Here is a 17,577-nt window from a genome sequence, read left to right on the forward strand (position 1 = left end):
CCGACACCGATGCGACCCGCAGCACACAAAGCGGCTGCGGGCCGCGTTCGCTCAATGCAGATCGCTGCGATGGTCGCGCTGCCGCTTGGCGGCCCCACCCGCATGCACGTTGTACAGCGGCGGCACTTCCCGAACCCGAAGTCCGGGCGCGGGCTCGTTGTCGAGAGATTGCGCGCTCACCTGCCGCATGATCGTGTGCGCGGCATCGGCGTCATTGAAGATGGTGGTGCCAGTGACAATTAGCGTGCCCGGCGCGAGCTCTCCGCCTTCGCTGGCCATCAACAGGTCGCCTTGCGCCGTCAACTGATCGAGCAGCCGGTTCACTTCGTCGAGCTGATCGAGCGTCACGCCGAACGCATAGTCGTGGTCGACGGACGCGCCCGGAGCGTCCGGGCCGACGGGGAACGCCGCATCCGAACTGCCGGCTTCATCGCCGTCCTCGGCTTCCTCCGCCGCAGCCGCCATCACGCCCTGCCTGTGCCGGGCCTTCGGCTCGGACACCTCGTCCATCACCAACTGCACCTGCTCCGCCAGCATCTCGAAGTAACTCGACAGCGCCGGTGGATCGATCGGGGGCCCGCTTTCCGTCTCGCCCATGCGGGGCTCCGACAGACGCGCCAGCAATTCAAGGTGCTGGTGCAGCTTGCGCAGCCGCAGCTCGCCGTCCTCGGACAGCAGATAGGCAAACGTCCCTTGGTCTTCAGTCTCGAACTTCGCCATCATCGTCTCCTCATTCCATGAAGTGCCCGTCCGCCAGACGGAGGACGGGAAGTCGGGAGGTTCGAAACCGCTACGAGCCGGCGGGCGTATTTCCCCGAAGGGTGTTGTATTAGCCGCCCTCCCGACGCAGGCATCGCGTCGGTCCATGCCCGCAAGCGCACGGGCACAAAAAACCCACCAGTTTGACGGAGGTGGGGACCGCTCGTAGAGGAGTTTCGACGCTCCTTGGGATTGAGTCTGCGACGGGCAAACCGAGGTGTCAAGGGCATTCTCAGCTGCTGCGCCCAGAATCTGCGAGTGCTGCCAGCCGTGCCAGGAAGGCCTCTACCGATGCGCTTCTTGTCCGCCAGCAAGGGCTGGCCGTCAGCCAGGTAGAATCGGATCAACCCTCCGAAAGGAGCCTTCTCCGCCGCAAGCTGTAGCGCGCCGAACCCACCGTCAATCGCGAACTTGCTACAGCAATCTGGGCGGTCTCCGCTCCGTTACGCCAACCTGTTCGCAGGGGCAATGCATACGCCTTTTCAATCGCCGGATAACACAACGGCACCCCCCGTATGCGGGACCGGGCGCGACCCGGCAACCTACTGATGGATGGCAGGTTCTGCCTGTTTCCACCGCCCCTAACCTGCGCCATACTGCGTGCACCACCGCGTTTAAGCGGTCCAGTAGGCGTTAGGCATCACAAGGAGAGTTTCGTGCCACGAATCACGCTCACGGATCTTATAGAGGTCGTGACGAAGTCAGGGAGTCCAAAAGCAACGAAGGTCAGTCAGCTTAAAAATAGACAGGCCTACGATCCGGCGACGGATTTTTACAAGCCACTTCGAGAAGGCCTTGTCTCGCTCCACAGAAAGGGCGGTTCTAAAGCCGACCTGGCTAACTTGACCAAGGGGCTTGCGGACCCAAAGAAAGCCGCTAACTACCCACCCATGGTTGCTGGATACAAGAAGTGGTGGGGACAAAAGACGCTTGAGTGGTTTGTCCCGCCTGGAGATACCTACACTACCTCGGGAATTGACGTTGCAATCAACCCAGAGATTGGACTGAAGGTCAATGGTCAAGCACACGTCGTGAAGCTCTACCTAAAAACCGACGCACTGGCCAAAACAAAGGCAGATCTGATTGTCACGCTCATGAACCATGTTCTTGGCGCATCACACGCTGCCGGCACGCAGTTCAGCGTCCTGGACGTTCGCAACAGCAAGCTTTTCACCTACTCAGCCACTGGGAAAAATTTCAAACCTATGGTGGATGCGGAGCTCGCCTACGTCGCGAGCCTATGGCCGCACGTTTGATTTTTAACAATTCATGCAAGCCGATACCGCTTCGCGGCACCTCGCCGCTTAATTCAGGCGCTATATAGCTACTACAAGAAGAGGATTCCGATGAGTTCAGAGCAAAGCCAGAAGCCGAAGCGAGATTTATGGGGCCTTTCCAAGGCTGCAAGTCTTGCGGCAATTACCATTGTTCTATGTATAAAAACTCTGACAACTCCGTTCTCGGTTGCGCTCGATGCCGCCACACTGATTTCGCTACTGCTAGCCCTGTTCGCGATGTGGCTATCGGCGCTTTTTTATTTCAAGGCAACTGAAACGAGCAACACTTTCTATGACAATACCTACAAGTTCACCCGTGACATAGCTCAGCTTCTTGCCAAGATGGAGAGCGGATTCGGAGAGCGACTCAGAAATCTAGACGAAGGCTATGCATCAATGCGAAGCTATTTTCAGGCTGGCTCTAAGCCGAACAACCCTGAGGAGATAGAGCGAACGAAGCAAAAGCTTGAGGAAGAGAAAGAGGATCTTCGGAAGACCATAGAGGCGCGCAATAGCATTGTCCGAGATCTTCTTGAGAGATCGCAGCTGCAGGCTGGAGAGAAAGAACAGATTACCGAACAACTCAAGCAAAAAGAGAAAGAACTTGAAGATGCTCAGCTTGAGATATCTAAAATCAATAGAAGGATCTTGATGGACAAGGTCAGATCGAAGGTCTCATCGTCGTCTGCGGAGCTTCCTGAAGACAAAGCTATGAACAGCTTCGCCTTAAGCCATGTTGTGGACAAAATTGGTCGAAGTGAGATCCTAGAATCGTCACCGCCAAGCATCAGGCGTCGCTTTGAAGAGATTATTCGAAATCTCCCACCTCGTTTCATCGAAGATCTCCGCGAGCATGGGCTCTACAGGGATACCCTCACACACTCAGGAATCGCTTATCTTCGGGCTTTGGCCGGTCGCGGCGCCGGATAACAATTCATTTAACTTGAGCCCGCTTCGCAAGTCATATTAATTCCTATTTTATATGGGAAATTAATTTATCTGCAATACGTCTAAACACCAAGAGCATGCGCCTAAGGAAATACACGCATAGAAGAACAAAGAATTTTCCGATTCGGCCAAACCATGGATACTTCCGCTCATCGACCAGACAAGAAGTCTTGATAATTACATCTCTAGGATTGCCTTGCTCCTTCAGACGGCACTCGAAGTACTCACGAGTGTATGTAAAGACGCTCGACGTCGCACCACATCTTCACCAAGCCAAGTCATTACCCCCTCTCGATCCCGCACCCCAAGAAAGACCTCGACCGGGGACTGGTGGCGAAACTGAAGAAGGCCGCAGGCATTTGAGGAGGCCCTATGCGCTATCCAATCGCAATCGAACCGGGCGATGACGGCACGGCGTTCGGTGTTGTCGTTCCCGATCTCCCGGGCTGTTTTTCGGCCGGCGACACGATCGACGAGGCCATGACGCATGCTGAAGAGGCGATCCATCACTGGATCGAGGCCGCCATCGATCAGGGCATGGAGATTCCTGCGCCCTCCACCGTGGCGCGCTGGGCGAACGAGGACGATTACTCGGGCTGGACGTTCGGCTTCGTCAAGGTCGATCCCGCCGCGCTCGACGATCGAATCGAGCGGGTGAATATCAGTATTCCGCGCCGCGTGCTGCATCGGCTCGACGAGCGGGCCCGGGCGGCCGGCGAAAGCCGGTCGGGTTACATCGCCCGGATGGCGCTTGGCGCCCCGTGACGGGTAAGCACTCGGGCAAGTGAGCAGCCCCGCTTCGTGCGGGGCTTCTTTGTAGGACCTTCGAATGTCCCGCGACTCGTCCGTCTCGACGCCGCTGCGCGCATTCTCTGCCCAACGCGCTGCCATGGCACCCCCCCTTTAGAGCAGCGGCGCGGCCAGCGATTGCACGCAACCAAAAACTGTGCCTAGACTGGCGGCGCGGATCGCGGCGCTTGTGGGGGAAGATGCGCAGACGCATCGGTTCGCGCTAGGACAGTTGGAACGCAACGGGTGTCGGTATGTCCCGCGGTCGGTTTGCGGTCGTATCGGCGGTTTGCCCCGTTGTTCTCGATCTCATGACGACACAAGGAGACAGGATCATGAAGCGTTTCGTGCGTTCGGTGCTGCGTACCGGGTCTGGCCGCCAGAAGGCCGTGTGGAAGTACGCCTACCTCTGGCCGAGCATCTATCTGGGCTGAGTCGCGCGTCGACACTGCGCCGCGTAGCGTCATGCTGCGCGGCGTTTGTTTTGTGGAGAAGGACATCCATGCTCGACAAGCTCCCCGTCGTGGGCCGATTCCTGGGCGGCCGCGTCGCCGACAACGCGGGTTGGCGCCGCATGAAGGCGTTGCTGCGCAAGTGCGAGCGCCGGCCGGTCTACCGTGCCTGGATCGGTGATGTGGTGGTGTGCGATGCCGCGCTGGCACGCCGGGCCTTGCTCGACAGCGACAACTGCCTGGCGCGCGAGCCGAGCGTGTGGCAGTTCGGCGACAAGCAGCGGGTGCCCGCCGCCACGGTCACCGAACTCAACCGCTGGCTGCACGGTGCGGCCGCTCGGCACGATGTCGATGCGGCAGCGCGTGTCGCGGTCGTGGCGCTCGCGGCGGCCTCGGGCGATCTGCATCGCGCCGCCCTGCTGGCCGCGCTCGATTCGGTCGCTGACATGCTGGGCTTCGACTGCAATCCCGAACTGGCAGCCGCGGTCCGGGTGTACATCGGCGATGTCTTCCACGCCAAGCTCGTCAATGCGCAACTCGACGATGCGCAGATCGCACGCGCCCAGGGGCTGGCCTCGCGGGTCGCGGCGATGCTCACGACCTGCGATGCCGAGCTGCCGGCGGTGTTGCGTACCGATGGCGTCCTGACGGGAGCCGCGCGCGGCGAGGTCTACCTGCACGCCGTGCTGTCGGTGGTCGGCGCGTCGGGCGTGATGCTGGCGTGGCTCGCGTGCGTGTTGCACATGGACGCGGTGGCCGGCATCGACACCTCCGCCGAGACGCGGGCCCTGCTGTTCGCCTGCAAGCCCGAGCACGTCGCGCTGGAGTTGCTGCGCCTGTGGCCGCCGGCCTCGGCGCATGGCCGACGCGTGCTCAAGGACCATCAGGTGGGGCCGGTCAAGGCGCTGCGCGACGACGACCTGGTGATTCCGGTGTTCGTGTTGCATCGGCATCGCGACGCCTGGCCCGATGCGCGCGCCTTCGCGCCCCAGCGCTGGCAGGAGGACCCACGACCGGCCGCATTCATGCCCTTCTCCGCTGGCCCTGGCGCCTGCATCGGCTCGCAATTCGAGATCCGCTGGCTGGCGGCCGTGGTGCGGCATGCAGCGGTACTGGACAGCCTGCGGCTCGTCCAGCTGGGCAGGTCGCCGTGCGCGAACACGATGTTTTCCCCGCCGCGGTGCCGGCTCGAGGCGCCCTGAGCATCGCCGGCCTTCGATGGCCGACGCGATGATGCGCGCCGCCCTCGCCTAGCGTAGCGGCGGCGCGGCGTCCAACGCCTCGCACAGCCGGTTGCGGCTTTCCTCCAGCCCGGATTCGGTACGGTGGATGCGTACCGGAACGCGGCCGTCGCGACGGCCAAGGATCCGGCACACGGTGGCCTGCAGGGTTTCCGGGTCGTCGTCGAAATCGCCGTGCCGGGTTGCGGCGCTGCCGTCGGCCACCGTGGCGGGCGGTTCGCGCGCGGGCGACGGGATCCAGTCCAGGCGATCGGTGGCCAGCAGGTCGCGGATGCCGGCGTGGGCCTCGATGAAGCGGGCCATGCCCAGCAACGGGGTGCCATGGCGGTGTTCGCTGCGTACCCAGCTCCGCGCCCGGACCTCGAAGGCATGGGCCACGAGGTACAGCAGGGACTTGTTGTAGACGCGCGCGCAATGGTCGTCCTGCTCGGCACGGTCGGTCAGCGTGAACAGCGCGGCGTGGCCGATGCGTTCGTTTTGCAGCGCCGGCAGGAAGGTCTGCTCGAACAGGTCCATGGTCATCGCGGGCGCCCATAGCGTGAGGCTGGCGATACGCTGGCCGATGCCCTGCATCGTGGCGGCCGGGCCGTCGGCGACGCGGCCGTCGCCGGTCAGCAACTGCGCCAGCGGCGCCAGCAGCACCGCCCCGGCGCTGTGGCCGACCAGGTGCAGTTCCACGTCGGGGTCGGCCTGCATCCATTCGCCCAGGAGGCGGGCGACCTGGGCCGCGCCGCCGGCTTCGGTGATCGCATCGCCGCTGCGCACGACGGCATTGGTTGCCAGCAGGGCGTTCTCCTTCATTTCGTCCCACAACGCCTTGCCGCCCAGAGCGCGGGCCAGTGGCTCGATGGTGTCGTCGACGCGGTCGAGCAGCAGGCCCTTGGCGCGGTCCATCAGCCCCTCGGTGCGCGGGCGCACGGCATCGCGCAGCAGGTTGCCCAGCGTGTTCCAGAAGCCGGTCTTCCAGACGAAGCACAGCGGATAGACCTGCTGCGGCAGCATCAGCTCGCGCAGATCGGCGACGCGCTGGATGGCGGCTTCCTCGGGCACCAGGCCGCCGTGCGCATAGAGCGCGATGCGCTTCTTCGGCCAGTCGCGGGTGATGCGCGGCAGATCGTCGCGCACCAGGTGGCGCACGGCGTCCTGGCTGGTGCCGAAGCGGCCGGTCGTGCGCAGGCGGCCGTCGTTGCCCAGGCTGACGATGTGCGGGCGCAGGTCGGCCTGGGCGTAGCTGTTGGACTGACGGGCCAGGAACGAGTTGCTGGTGGCCGTGGCCTGGACGCGCTGCAGGCGCACCGGCACGGCCAGCCGCGCCACCCAGACGTCGGTGCCGCGCTGCAGCCATTCGTCGTAGCTCACCCAGCCGTAACCGCGTCGGCCCCAGCGCGTGCCCCAGGAGTTCTGTAGCCAGAAGCCATCGCGGTCATAGCCGACGATCGCGAACGCATGCCAGCCGGCGACCGGCTGCTCGGCCCAGGTGATGACGCCGGTGGCCGGTGGCGCGAGCCAGCCGTCGTGCACGGCGGCCGAGGCGTAGAGCACGCCGGCCTCGGCAAAGGCAGCATGCATCGCCACCAGGTCCTTGTGGTTGACGCGGTAGTAGGCGCCGAGCGGATGTTCCTGCGCGGCCCGGGCGCGTTCCTCGGTGTAGACCTCGTGCAGCGGCCCGGGGCGGGCCGGCCAGCACTCTTCGGCGCAGACACCGTGGCGGTGCCAGCCCTTCATCGCGCCGCGGCAGCTCGAGCCGGTGTAGTCCTCGCCTTCCCATTCGTCGTAGCGGCGTGCCATGTCGTAGAGCATGCGCGTGCTCACGCGCCGAGTGACCGGCTCGGGCCGGCGGCGGCGCAGCAGTGTGTGGGCCACGGTGGCCAGGCCGTAGGCGGTGCAGGCGCCGTCGCTGCGCTGGTCGAGCACGGGCACCTTCAGCGCGAGGAAGTGCTCGAGCGGCATCTCAGAGGGCACGTCGACCAGCGTGGGCTCGAACATGCGGTCGCGGAAGTCGGCGGTGTCGGGCCGGGCGTCGAACAGCCGCGGCGTGGCCGCCGTGGTGCGCAGCGCCTTGCCGGCGCGGGTCGTCGTGGTCGCCATGCTGCCTCCTGCGTGCCTGCGTCGAACGCGGCCGATGCCTGCCACCGGCCTTGGCGGATGCCCGGGTGCAGTGTGCACCGGTTGCAGGTCGCCGTCGCGGCAGCGTGCGCGGGGGCGGTCGCATCAGCCGCGACCGATCAGTCCTTGACCAGGCCGCCGTCGACGACGAGGTTCTGCCCGGTCACGGCGCGGGCCCATGGCGAGGCGAAGAACAGCACCGCGTCGGCGAATTCGGCCGGCGTGGTCACGCGGCGCAGCGGGGTGCTGGCGGCGATCAGGTCGAACACCGCCTCGGGGGTCGCGGCGCTCGCATCGGTGGTCCGCAGCAGCCCGCCCGACAGCATATTCACGGTGATGCCGTGCGGACCGAGGTCGGCGGCCATCGTGCGCGTGAGCGAGAGCAGCGCGGCCTTGGCCGCTGTGTAGTCGTGGTACGGGACGACCGGGTTCTGGAACAGGTTGGTGCCGATGTTGATCACGCGCCCGAAGCCGCGCTCGCGCATGCCGGGCGCGGCGGCCTGGATCGTATTCAGTGCCCCGCGCACGCTGCCCTCGAACTGCGCGGAAAACCGCGTCCATTCGATCGTCTCGCCCTGCGGGCGGGCATCGCCGTCGAACGCGAAATCGACGAGTGCGTTGTTGACCACGGTGGTCACCGGCGCACCGAACCGGACGCGCGCTTGCTCGAACAACGCCGCGACCTGCTTGGGGTCGGTGACATCGGCGCGCAGCGAGAGCGCGCGCTCGGGACCAAATTCGTCCTGCAGCGCCTGCGCGGCCGCAGCACTGCGGAAATGATTGACCACCACGCGTGCGCCCTGGCCCAGGAACGCGCGCACGATCGCGGCCCCCAGGCCGCGGGCGCCACCGGTGACGAGGACGATCTGGTCGGAGAGCGGGAGGGACATCGGCAAATCCGTAAAAGCGAGGACAGTCGGCAAGCATGCCATTGCTGCGCGGGTTGAAGGCGCGTGCGACCAGCGGATCGGAATGTGCGAGAAGCACGCCCATCCCAGCCCTCCAACGGTAAAGGGCGCAATGTCCCGCAAGTGGGGGGGAAGGAGTAGCACGCGCGCCCTTCACTGCAAATGGAAACGAAGTAACCCGTGCAGAGACGCATAGACACATCCGCCGCAAGGAACAACGCGCGCAGCGTCTCGGAGGGGAGCAGACCCAGGCATGAAAAGCGCCCCCCATCCCAACCTTCCACCCGTAAAGGGCGCAATGCCCCGCAAGCGGGGGAAGGAGCAAAGCGGGGCGTCATCCTGACTGCAAGCGGGGAACGAAGTAGCCGCGTGGCGTTGCAAGGTCACCTCCCCCACGCGTGGGGGAGGTCGACACGCGCAGCGTGGCGGGTGGGGGCACGGACTGGCGCGATGGCGCCCCCCCCACGAACACGCATGCGAGAGCACAACGCACGTCATGCGCCATCCACGGCTTACCTGTCTGCAGCCCCGGCCTCGTCCGTAATCGCGGTATCTGCCGACACCCCCGCCTCGCCCGCCTCGCCCGCCTCCCGCTTTGCCTGCGCCGCGATCTGCCTGTCGACCATCGCGTCGAACGGGGCGAGCAACGCCTCGAAGCCGCCGCCGGGCTCGAGCACGTCGAGTGCGGCGGCGATCGCTTCGACGGTCGCGAGCGCATGCGGTTCGCGGGCGCGGCGCACGCGGTAGCGCGAGAGCCGGTCCGGCGCGAGCGCCAGGCGCGGCAGCGCGGCGAGCTCGGGGTTCAGGCGCAGCAGGCGACGCGCCGTGCGCCAGGTGCCGTCCGGCACGACGAGCAGCGTCTGCGCGCCCTCGCCTGCCGCCGTCCAGGCCTCGGGATCGACGGCCGTCTCGCCCGGAAACAGCAGCAGCGCACGCACACCGGGCGCCTCGAGCCAGGCCGGCAGGTCGGCAAACCGCTCGCCCACCCACAGCGTGGCGTGGCGCAAGCCGAGGGCGGCCAGCCGCGCGGTGTTGAGCGGATGCGCGGCCTCGTCGGGGTGCTGCAGCACGAGGACCCGACTGCGACTGGGCAGATCGGGGATCCACGCGCACAGGCAATGCGAGACCGGGCGCAGGCAGCGGGGGCAGCGGATGCGGGCCATGGCAAGGGCGGGCGTCGGTGAGACGTTGGGCGGACGCGCTGTCCGCCGTCTCAGTCGGGGATCGCGAGCGCCAGCGTCTCCTTGATCTCCTCCATCACGATGTAGCTACGCGATTCGCGCACATGCGGCAGCGTCAGCAGGCTGCTGCCGAGCAGTTCGCGATAGGCGGCCATCTCCGGGATGCGGGCCTTGATCAGGTAGTCGAAATCGCCGGACATCAGGTGACACTCGAGCACGTTGGGCACGCGCAGGGCGGCGCGGCGGAATTCCTCGAAGATATCGGCGGACTTGTAGGCCAGGCCGATCTGCACGAAGACCAGCAGCCCGGCCTTCAGCCGCGCGGGGTCGAGCCGGGCGTGATAGCCCTGGATCACGCCCTCGCGCTCGAGCCGGCGGACGCGTTCGGTGCATGGCGTCGTCGACAGCCCGACGCGCTCGCCGAGCTCAGTGAACGAGATGCGCGCATCCTCCTGCAGGATGCGCAGGATGCGCGCGTCGATGCGGTCGAGCGGGCGGCTGCGGGTGGTGCGCGGGACGGGCATGAAAAACTCCGGGCAAGAGCGGCGCGCGACAGGACAATCCGCCGTGAACCGTGCCTCAAAACAGCGGAATCGACTATCGGACCGCCACTATACTGCGCGGATTGCGTGCCGGCCGCGCCCTGCGCCGGCGAAATGTCTTGCGGAGTCGCGCACATGCGGGTGCTGGTGCTGGGGAGCGGTGTGATCGGCGTGACGAGCGCCTGGTATCTGGCGCGCGCCGGGTTCGAGGTGATGGTGGTCGACCGGGCGAACGGCCCGGCCTGCGAGACCAGCCACGCCAACGCCGGCCAGATCTCGCCCGGCTACGCGTCGCCGTGGGCGGCGCCGGGCGTGCCGTTCAAGGCGATCCGCTGGTTGATGCAACGGCACGCACCGCTGGCAATCCGGCTCACCTCCGATCCGCAGCAGTACCTGTGGCTGGCGCAGATGCTGCGCAACTGCACCGCCGCACGTTATGCGGTGAACAAGGAGCGGATGGTGCGGCTGGCCGAGTACAGCCGCGACTGCCTGGACGCGCTGCGCGCCGAGACCGGCATCGCCTACGAGGCGCGCCAGTTGGGCACGCTCCAGGTGTTCCGCACCCAGGCGCAGCTCGATCACGCCGGGCGCGACACCGCAGTGCTCGACGAGGCCGGGGTGCCCTACGAACTGCTCGACCGCGCCGGCATCGCGCGTGTGGAGCCGGCGCTGGCCGGCGTCGCCGACCGCCTGACCGGCGCGCTGCGCCTGCCCGATGACCAGACCGGCGACTGCCGGCTGTTCACCGAGCGGCTGACCGAACTGGCCCGGGACGCGGGCGTGACATTCCGCTTCGGACAGACGATCGAGCGCATCGAGGGCAGCGGCGACCGGATCGACGGCGTGCGCATCGATGGTCGCCTGGAACGTTTCGACCGCTATGTGATGGCGCTGGGCAGTTGGTCGCCGGCCTTGTTGCGGCCGCTGGGTCTGGACGTGCCGGTGTACCCGCTCAAGGGCTATTCGCTGACGATCCCGATCCGCGACCCGGCGATGGCGCCGGTCTCCACGGTGCTCGATGAGAGCTACAAGGTCGCGATCACCCGCTTCGACACTCGCATCCGCGTCGGCGGCATGGCCGAAGTCGCCGGCTTCGACATGCGCCTGGACCCGCGTCGGCGCGCGACGCTGGAGAAAGTGGTCGGCGACCTGTATCCGCGTGGTGGCGACCTCGCTGCGGCCGATTTCTGGACCGGCCTGCGGCCGACCACGCCCGACGGCACACCCGTGGTCGGCGCCACCCGCTACCGGAACCTGTTCCTCAACACCGGCCACGGCACGCTGGGGTGGACGATGGCCTGTGGCTCCGGGCGTTATCTGGCCGACCTGATGGCGATGCAACCGACCGCGATCCGCGGCGACGGGCTCGACCTCTCTCGCTACGGACACGCGCGGGACACTGCGTCGCGGTCGGACACGCGCAGCGTCGCAGGCGCGACAATGGCGCGCTGATTTTCTCCGCAGCAAGGACACCGCAATGCGCCCCGCTCGCGCGCTGATCGACCTCGACGCCCTGCGCCACAACTATCGACTCGCTCGCCGGCTCGGCGGCGGCAAGGCCCTGGCGGTGATCAAGGCCGATGCCTATGGCCACGGCGCGGTGCGCTGCGCACAGGCACTGTCGAGCGAAGCCGACGGGTTCGCGGTCGCGTTCCTGGAAGAAGCGCTGACGCTGCGCGAAGCGGGCATCACCGCACCGATCCTGCTGCTGGAGGGCGTGCTCGCCGCCGATGAGCTGCCGTTGGTTGCCGAGCACGATCTGTGGATGGTGGTGCACGCGCCCTGGCAGGTCGAGGCGCTCGCGCGCGCGACGGTGTCGCGGCCGCTGGACGTGTGGCTCAAGCTCGATTCGGGCATGCACCGCGTCGGGATCGATCCCGATGCCTACGCCGACACTTGGCACCGGCTGCGCGCGCTGCCGCAGGTCGGCCGTCTGGTGAAGATGACCCACTTCTCGCGTGCCGACGAGCCTGCGCATGACCGCACGCGCGAGCAGATCGCCACGTTCGCCACGGTCACTGCCGACCTGCCGGGCGAGACCAGCCTGTGCAACTCCCCCGCCCTGCTCGCCTGGCCGCAGGCGCGCGGCGACTGGGGGCGCGCCGGGCTGATGCTCTATGGCGCCTCGCCGTTCGCGCCGGGCCATCTGGCCGCGGCGCAGTTGCAGCCAGTGATGACGCTCGAGTCGCAGGTCATCGCCGTGCGCGAGCTGCCGGCCGGCGAACCCGTGGGCTACGGCGGCACGTTCGTCACACCGCGTCCGACGCGCGTGGGCGTCGTGGCGATGGGCTACGCGGACGGCTATCCGCAGTTCGCCGCCACCGGCACGCCGGTCGCGATCGACGGGCGCCCGGGCCAGTTGATCGGGCGGGTGTCGATGGACATGCTCACCGTCGACCTGACCGAGCATCCGGACGCTGGCGTCGGCAGCCGTGTCGAACTGTGGGGCCGCCAGGTCCCGGCCGGCGAGGTCGTCGCCCGCAGCCAGACAAGCGCGTACCGGCTGCTGTGTGGCGTCAAGCGCGTGCCACTGGTGTCGATGGCGGAGCACTGACAGCGCTTGCCTCCTTCCCCCGTTTTACGGGGCATTGCGCCCTTTACGGGTGGAAGGTTGGGAAGGGGGTGCTTTACGCGACGAGCCCATGCCCCCACCCGGCGCGCGATGCGCGCCGACCTCCCCGCGAGCGGGGAGGTGATCCCGCGCGATGACGCTTTAACTCCTTCCCCCGTTTTTTACGGGGGAAGGTTGGGATGGGGGCTGCTTTTCGCGAGCTCCTGCCTCACTCGACTCGCGATGCGCGCCGACTTCCCCCCGCGGGCGGGAGGTCATCGCAGAGGGCGTCCTTCGTCGCGCGAAGAACGCGTCAGCCATCGCACCCCAGCGCGCGGAGGGTGCCGCGGGCCTTGGCCCGGGTCTCGTCGAGTTCGCGCTGGGGGTCGGAGTCGGCCACGATGCCGGCGCCGGTACGGAAGCGGGCGGTGTCGCCTTCGATCTCGGCGCTGCGGATCAGGATGTTGAGGTCGAGGTCGCCGTCGCGGTTGAGCCAGCCCATCGCGCCGGTGTAGGCGCCGCGGCCCTGCCCTTCGAGTTCGGCGATGATCTGCATGCAGCGGACCTTCGGGCAGCCGGTGATCGTGCCGCCGGGGAACACCGCGGCGATCGTCCGCCCAGGCGTCGCATCGGAGCGCAGCCGGCCACGGACGTTGCTGACGATATGGTGCACGTGGGCATAGCTTTCCACGCACATCAGCTCGTCGACTTCGACGCTGCCGGCCACGCATACGCGTCCCAGGTCGTTGCGCTCCAGGTCCACCAGCATCACGTGCTCGGCGCGCTCCTTCGGATGGCCGACCAGCTCCTGCACGCGGGCCAGGTCGTCGTCGCCGTCGAAGCGGGCGCGGGTGCCGGCGATCGGCCGGGTCTCGACCAGATCGCCGCGCACCGAAACCAGACGCTCGGGCGAGGCGCTGGCGACCGCCCAGCCCGCACCCTGCAGCAGACCGGCGAATGGCGCGGGGTTGTGCTCGCGCAGGCGGGCGTAGAGCGCGGCAGGATCGAGCGCGCCGTCGAAGGTCGCACGCCAGCCGCGCGAGAGGTTGGCCTGGAACACGTCGCCGGCGGCGAGGTAGTCGAGCACACGGCGCACACCGTCGGTGAAGCGCGACGGGGCGTCTTCGTCGAGCGCGAGCGGCGCGCGCCAGGCCGGCAACGGCGCGGGCGACACCGAGGCCGCCTCGGTCAGCGCATCGAGCAAGGCAGCGTGGCCGGGTTCGGCGACCGCGACGACCTCGCCGGTGGCATGGTCGCGCAGCACCGCGGCCGGGCAGCGCCAGGCCATCGCGACCGGCAGATGGCCGACAGCGGCCGGCAGGTCCAGCACGGGCTCGACCTGGCCGGCGAGCTCATAGCCCAGATACAGCGCCCAGCCACCGCGGAAGGGCCAGCGCGGTTCGTCGCGATCGATGCGTGCGGCGCGCCACTGGCCATCGAGCAGATCGAGAAACGCGCCCTCGAGGCTGCGACCGTCGGCATCGCGGGTGGTGCCGTCGGCGTCCAGCCGCAGCAAGGCACCGTCGGTCGCCAGCAGCAGGTCCCAGCGCGATTGTGCGGTGCCGTGCGCGACCGACTGCAGCAGCAGCGGATGGCGCGCGGGCGCGGCGCGCTGCAGCGCGAGCAGATCGGTGTCGGCGGGCAGCGGTCGGGTGATCAGCACGGGGCGGCGGTCGTCGAAGGTCAGGTGTCGAGTTCGGTCCAGCGCAGATAGGCGGCGTCGAGCGTGTCCTGCAGCTGCTGCAACTGCTGGCCATGCGCGGCGATGCCGGCGGCGTCGCGCTGATAGAACGCCGGCGTGTTCATCTCCTCGGTCATGCGCGCGATATCGGTCTCCAACTGCTCGATGCGACCGGGCAACTGTTCGAGCTCGCGCTGGTCCTTGTAGCTGAGCTTGCGCTTGGCCATGACCGGCGCTTCGCCCACGGCCGGCGTCGAAGCGGCCTGCACTGCGCTCGCCGCGGATTTCGCCGCGAGCGTGATCGCCGGCAGCGCCTCGCCCGGCTGCGGGCGTTGGCGCAGCCAGTCCTCGTACCCGCCGATGTACTCGCCGACGTGACCCTCGCCTTCCATCACCAGCGTCGAGGTGACCACGTTGTCGAGGAAGTCGCGGTCGTGGCTGACCAGCAGCAGCGTGCCGGGATACTCGCCCAGCAGTTCTTCGAGCAGTTCCAGCGTCTCGACGTCGAGGTCGTTGGTCGGTTCGTCCATCACCAGCAGGTTGGACGGCTGCGCGAACAGCTTGGCCAGCAGCAGACGGTTGCGCTCGCCGCCCGACAGGCGGGTGATCGGCGCACGCGCGCGCTCGGGCGTGAACAGGAAATCCTGCAGATAGCCGATCACGTGCTTGCGGGTGCCGTTGATCTCGACGAAATCCTGACCCTCGGCCACGTTCTCCAACGCGTTCCAGTCCTCGCGCAGCGTCGCGCGGTACTGGTCGAAGTACGCGATCTGAAGCTGCGTGCCCGCGCGCACCTCACCGGTCTGCGGCTGCAGTTCGCCCAACAGCAGCTTGAGCAGCGTGGTCTTGCCGGTGCCGTTGGCGCCGATCAGGCCGATGCGATCGCCGCGGAAGATCGTCGTGGAGAAATCGCGGATCAGGACGCGATCGCCGAAGCCGAAGCTGATGTCTTTGAGCTCGACGACCTTCTTGCCGGAATTGCCGGCCGAGGCCGCCGCCATGCGCACGTTACCGGTGAGATCGCGGCGCTGCGCACGTTCGACGCGCATCGCCTTGAGCCGGCGCACACGGCCTTCGTCGCGGGTGCGGCGGGCCTTGATGCCCTGGCGGATCCAGGCCTCTTCCTGCGCCAGCATCTTGTCGAAACGCGCCTGCTCCTGCGCTTCGGCGTTGAGGCGTTCCTCGCGGCGGCGCACGTAGTTGTCCCAGTCGCCGGGCCAGCTGGTGAGCTTGCCGCGATCGATCTCGATGATGCGCGTGGCCAGCGAACGCAGGAATCGGCGGTCATGGGTGACGAACACGATCGCGCCGGGCCACTGCTTGAGGAAGCCTTCGAGCCAGTCGATCGCGGCGATATCAAGATGATTGGTCGGTTCGTCGAGCAGCAGAATGTCCGGCGCCGACACCACTGCGCGCGCCAGCAGCACGCGGCGCTTCATGCCGCCCGACAGCCGGGTGAATGCCGCATCGCCGTCGAGCTGCAGGCGTTCGAGGACCTCGGTCACACGCTGGTCGATGCGCCAGCCGTCGAGGGCGTCGATGCGCGCCTGGACGTCGGCGAGTGCGTCGTAGTCCTCGGCGTGCAGCAGGCGGTGGTACTCGGCCAGCGCCGCGCCCGCCTCGCCCAGACCGCCCGCCACCACGTCGAAGATGCTGCCGTCGGCGCCCGCGGGCACTTCCTGCTCCAGGCGCGTCACGCGCACGCCCTGCTCGCGGCGGATCTCGCCGTCGTCGGGCTTGAGCTCGCCATCGATCAGGCGCATCAGGGTGGACTTGCCGGCACCGTTGCGGCCGATCAGCGCGATCCGCTCGCCACGGTCGATCGACAGCTCGACACCGTCCAGCAGCAAAGGGCCGCCGACGCTGTAGTCGACGGCATTCAAGGTCATCAAAGGCATCCGCACAGTGTAGCGGTCCGCGCCGCGGACCGGACCGCCGTCTCAGTCTCGACGATCCAACGTCCCTGAACCGGGCGCCTTAGGGCTTTCCCTAGTTGGAGCGCCGGCGGCATGGCGGTATCCAGGATGACAACCTGATCGCACCGCATGCGCTGCATCGCGATCCGCCACGAAGGAGACGTCGATGAACGCCATTTCCGCCGTCGGCCCGCAGGCCGCCCTGCCCGCCACCGATCCGGCCTCCGGACGCTCGGTCACTGTCCAGCATGGCGATACGCTGTCCGGCCTGGCCGCACAGCTCGGTGTGCCGCTCGACAAGCTGCTGGCGGCGAACCCGCAGGTGCTGAACCCCGATGTCATCTATCCCGGCGATCGCATCAGCGTCCCAGGCGACACCGTCCAGGCCGCGAATGCGGCGGGCGGCAGCTACACCGTGCAGCCCGGCGACTCGTTGTCGGGCATCGCTTCGGCCAACGGCACGACGGTGCAGGCGCTGCTCGAGGCCAACCCGCAGATTCGCAACCCCGATCTGATTGGCGTCGGCGACCGCATCCAGCTGCCTGGCGGCACGGGCGGCGGCACCGGTGGCGACGGCGCCGGTCCTGTGACGGGCCCGGACCCGACCGCACCGCCAGCCACAGGCGGCGCGGGCGGCGTCACCGCAGCCGAGTTGCAGCAGATCGTGCCGACGCTCAGCGCCGCAAAGGCCGAGGCGGTCGCGCCGCACCTCAACGCCGCGATGGCCGAGGCCAATATCGACACGCCGCAGCGCCAGGCGATGTTCATCGCTCAGCTGGCGCACGAGAGCGGCGGCTTCCACTACATGGAGGAGATCGCCAGCGGCGCGGCGTACGAAGGCCGCGCGGACCTGGGCAACACCCAGCCGGGCGACGGCGAGCGCTACAAGGGCCGCGGCTACATCCAGGTGACCGGCCGCCACAACTACACCGAGGCCGGGCGCGCCCTTGGCCTGGACCTGGTGAACAACCCCGAGCTCGCCGCGCAGCCCGAGAATGCCGCGCGGATAGCGGCCTGGTACTGGCAGAGCCGCGACATCAATGCCGCCGCCGATGCCGGCAACTTCACCCAGGTCACGCGGCTGATCAACGGCGGCACCAATGGCCTGGCCGATCGCGAGGCCTACTACGCGCGCGCCAGCGCGATCCTGGACTGAGCCCCGCTGCGCCACCAGCGATGGCCGGTGGCGGCGTGCATCTCGGAGTACCGGTACTGACGCGCTCGGC

At 67.4% G+C, this 17,577-nt stretch carries 13 protein-coding genes; 5 read left to right on the forward strand and 8 right to left on the reverse strand.

Translation table 11 applies throughout. The features are described 5' to 3' along the window. Window positions 1–51 precede the first annotated feature (51 nt). Together BEN78_16315 and BEN78_16320 are read right to left on the reverse strand one after the other, a co-directional pair. On the reverse strand, window positions 52–723 hold the full coding sequence (locus BEN78_16315) for a hypothetical protein (protein ID ASR44695.1): 672 nt from the start codon (window positions 721–723) through the stop codon (window positions 52–54). A 1,706-nt stretch (window positions 724–2,429) separates the two neighbouring features. Next, window positions 2,430–2,627, reverse strand: a complete 198-nt coding sequence (locus BEN78_16320) for a hypothetical protein (GenBank protein ID ASR44696.1) — start codon at window positions 2,625–2,627, stop codon at window positions 2,430–2,432. Window positions 2,628–3,356: 729 nt separating this feature from the next. On the opposite strand from BEN78_16320, the gene BEN78_16325 reads away from it, so the two are divergent. Both BEN78_16325 and BEN78_16330 read left to right on the forward strand, forming a co-directional pair. Next, window positions 3,357–3,749 (forward strand): hypothetical protein, encoded by a 393-nt coding sequence (locus BEN78_16325; protein ID ASR44697.1) that lies wholly within the window; start codon window positions 3,357–3,359, stop codon window positions 3,747–3,749. A 526-nt stretch (window positions 3,750–4,275) separates the two neighbouring features. Beyond that, window positions 4,276–5,427, forward strand: coding sequence for a hypothetical protein (locus BEN78_16330; GenBank protein ID ASR44698.1), 1,152 nt, complete (start codon window positions 4,276–4,278; stop codon window positions 5,425–5,427). Window positions 5,428–5,475: 48 nt separating this feature from the next. Here BEN78_16330 and BEN78_16335 read toward each other — a convergent pair whose 3' ends face one another. The 4 genes from BEN78_16335 to BEN78_16350 form a co-directional block, all read right to left on the reverse strand. Further along, window positions 5,476–7,554, reverse strand: coding sequence for a hypothetical protein (locus BEN78_16335; GenBank protein ASR44699.1), 2,079 nt, complete (start codon window positions 7,552–7,554; stop codon window positions 5,476–5,478). 137 nt (window positions 7,555–7,691) lie between these two features. Then, on the reverse strand, window positions 7,692–8,462 hold the full coding sequence (locus BEN78_16340) for a 3-oxoacyl-ACP reductase (protein ID ASR44700.1): 771 nt from the start codon (window positions 8,460–8,462) through the stop codon (window positions 7,692–7,694). Between the two features lie 530 nt (window positions 8,463–8,992). Next, complete coding sequence (locus tag BEN78_16345; protein ASR44701.1) at window positions 8,993–9,643, reverse strand: DTW domain-containing protein; 651 nt, start codon at window positions 9,641–9,643, stop codon at window positions 8,993–8,995. Window positions 9,644–9,693: 50 nt separating this feature from the next. Beyond that, window positions 9,694–10,185 (reverse strand): AsnC family transcriptional regulator, encoded by a 492-nt coding sequence (locus tag BEN78_16350; GenBank protein ASR44702.1) that lies wholly within the window; start codon window positions 10,183–10,185, stop codon window positions 9,694–9,696. Window positions 10,186–10,338: 153 nt separating this feature from the next. Here BEN78_16350 and BEN78_16355 point away from each other — a divergent pair, with 153 nt between their 5' ends. Continuing rightward, window positions 10,339–11,655: a D-amino acid dehydrogenase small subunit gene (locus tag BEN78_16355; protein ASR44703.1), complete on the forward strand. Its 1,317-nt coding sequence runs from the start codon at window positions 10,339–10,341 to the stop codon at window positions 11,653–11,655. 25 nt (window positions 11,656–11,680) lie between these two features. Further along, on the forward strand, window positions 11,681–12,757 hold the full coding sequence (locus BEN78_16360; protein ASR44704.1) for an alanine racemase: 1,077 nt from the start codon (window positions 11,681–11,683) through the stop codon (window positions 12,755–12,757). 310 nt (window positions 12,758–13,067) lie between these two features. On the opposite strand, the gene BEN78_16365 is transcribed toward BEN78_16360, so the two are convergent. Both BEN78_16365 and BEN78_16370 read right to left on the reverse strand, forming a co-directional pair. Next, complete coding sequence (locus tag BEN78_16365) at window positions 13,068–14,417, reverse strand: aminodeoxychorismate synthase, component I (GenBank protein ID ASR44705.1); 1,350 nt, start codon at window positions 14,415–14,417, stop codon at window positions 13,068–13,070. A gap of 20 nt (window positions 14,418–14,437) precedes the next feature. Beyond that, entirely contained in the window at window positions 14,438–16,333 is a 1,896-nt protein-coding gene (locus BEN78_16370; GenBank protein ASR44706.1) for an ABC transporter ATP-binding protein, read from the reverse strand. A gap of 604 nt (window positions 16,334–16,937) precedes the next feature. On the opposite strand from BEN78_16370, the gene BEN78_16375 reads away from it, so the two are divergent. Then, window positions 16,938–17,507: a hypothetical protein gene (locus tag BEN78_16375; GenBank protein ASR45201.1), complete on the forward strand. Its 570-nt coding sequence runs from the start codon at window positions 16,938–16,940 to the stop codon at window positions 17,505–17,507. Window positions 17,508–17,577: the final 70 nt, after the last annotated feature.

The sequence above is a fragment of the Xanthomonas citri pv. mangiferaeindicae genome, from assembly GCA_002240395.1.
GTDB lineage: Bacteria > Pseudomonadota > Gammaproteobacteria > Xanthomonadales > Xanthomonadaceae > Luteimonas > Luteimonas citri_A.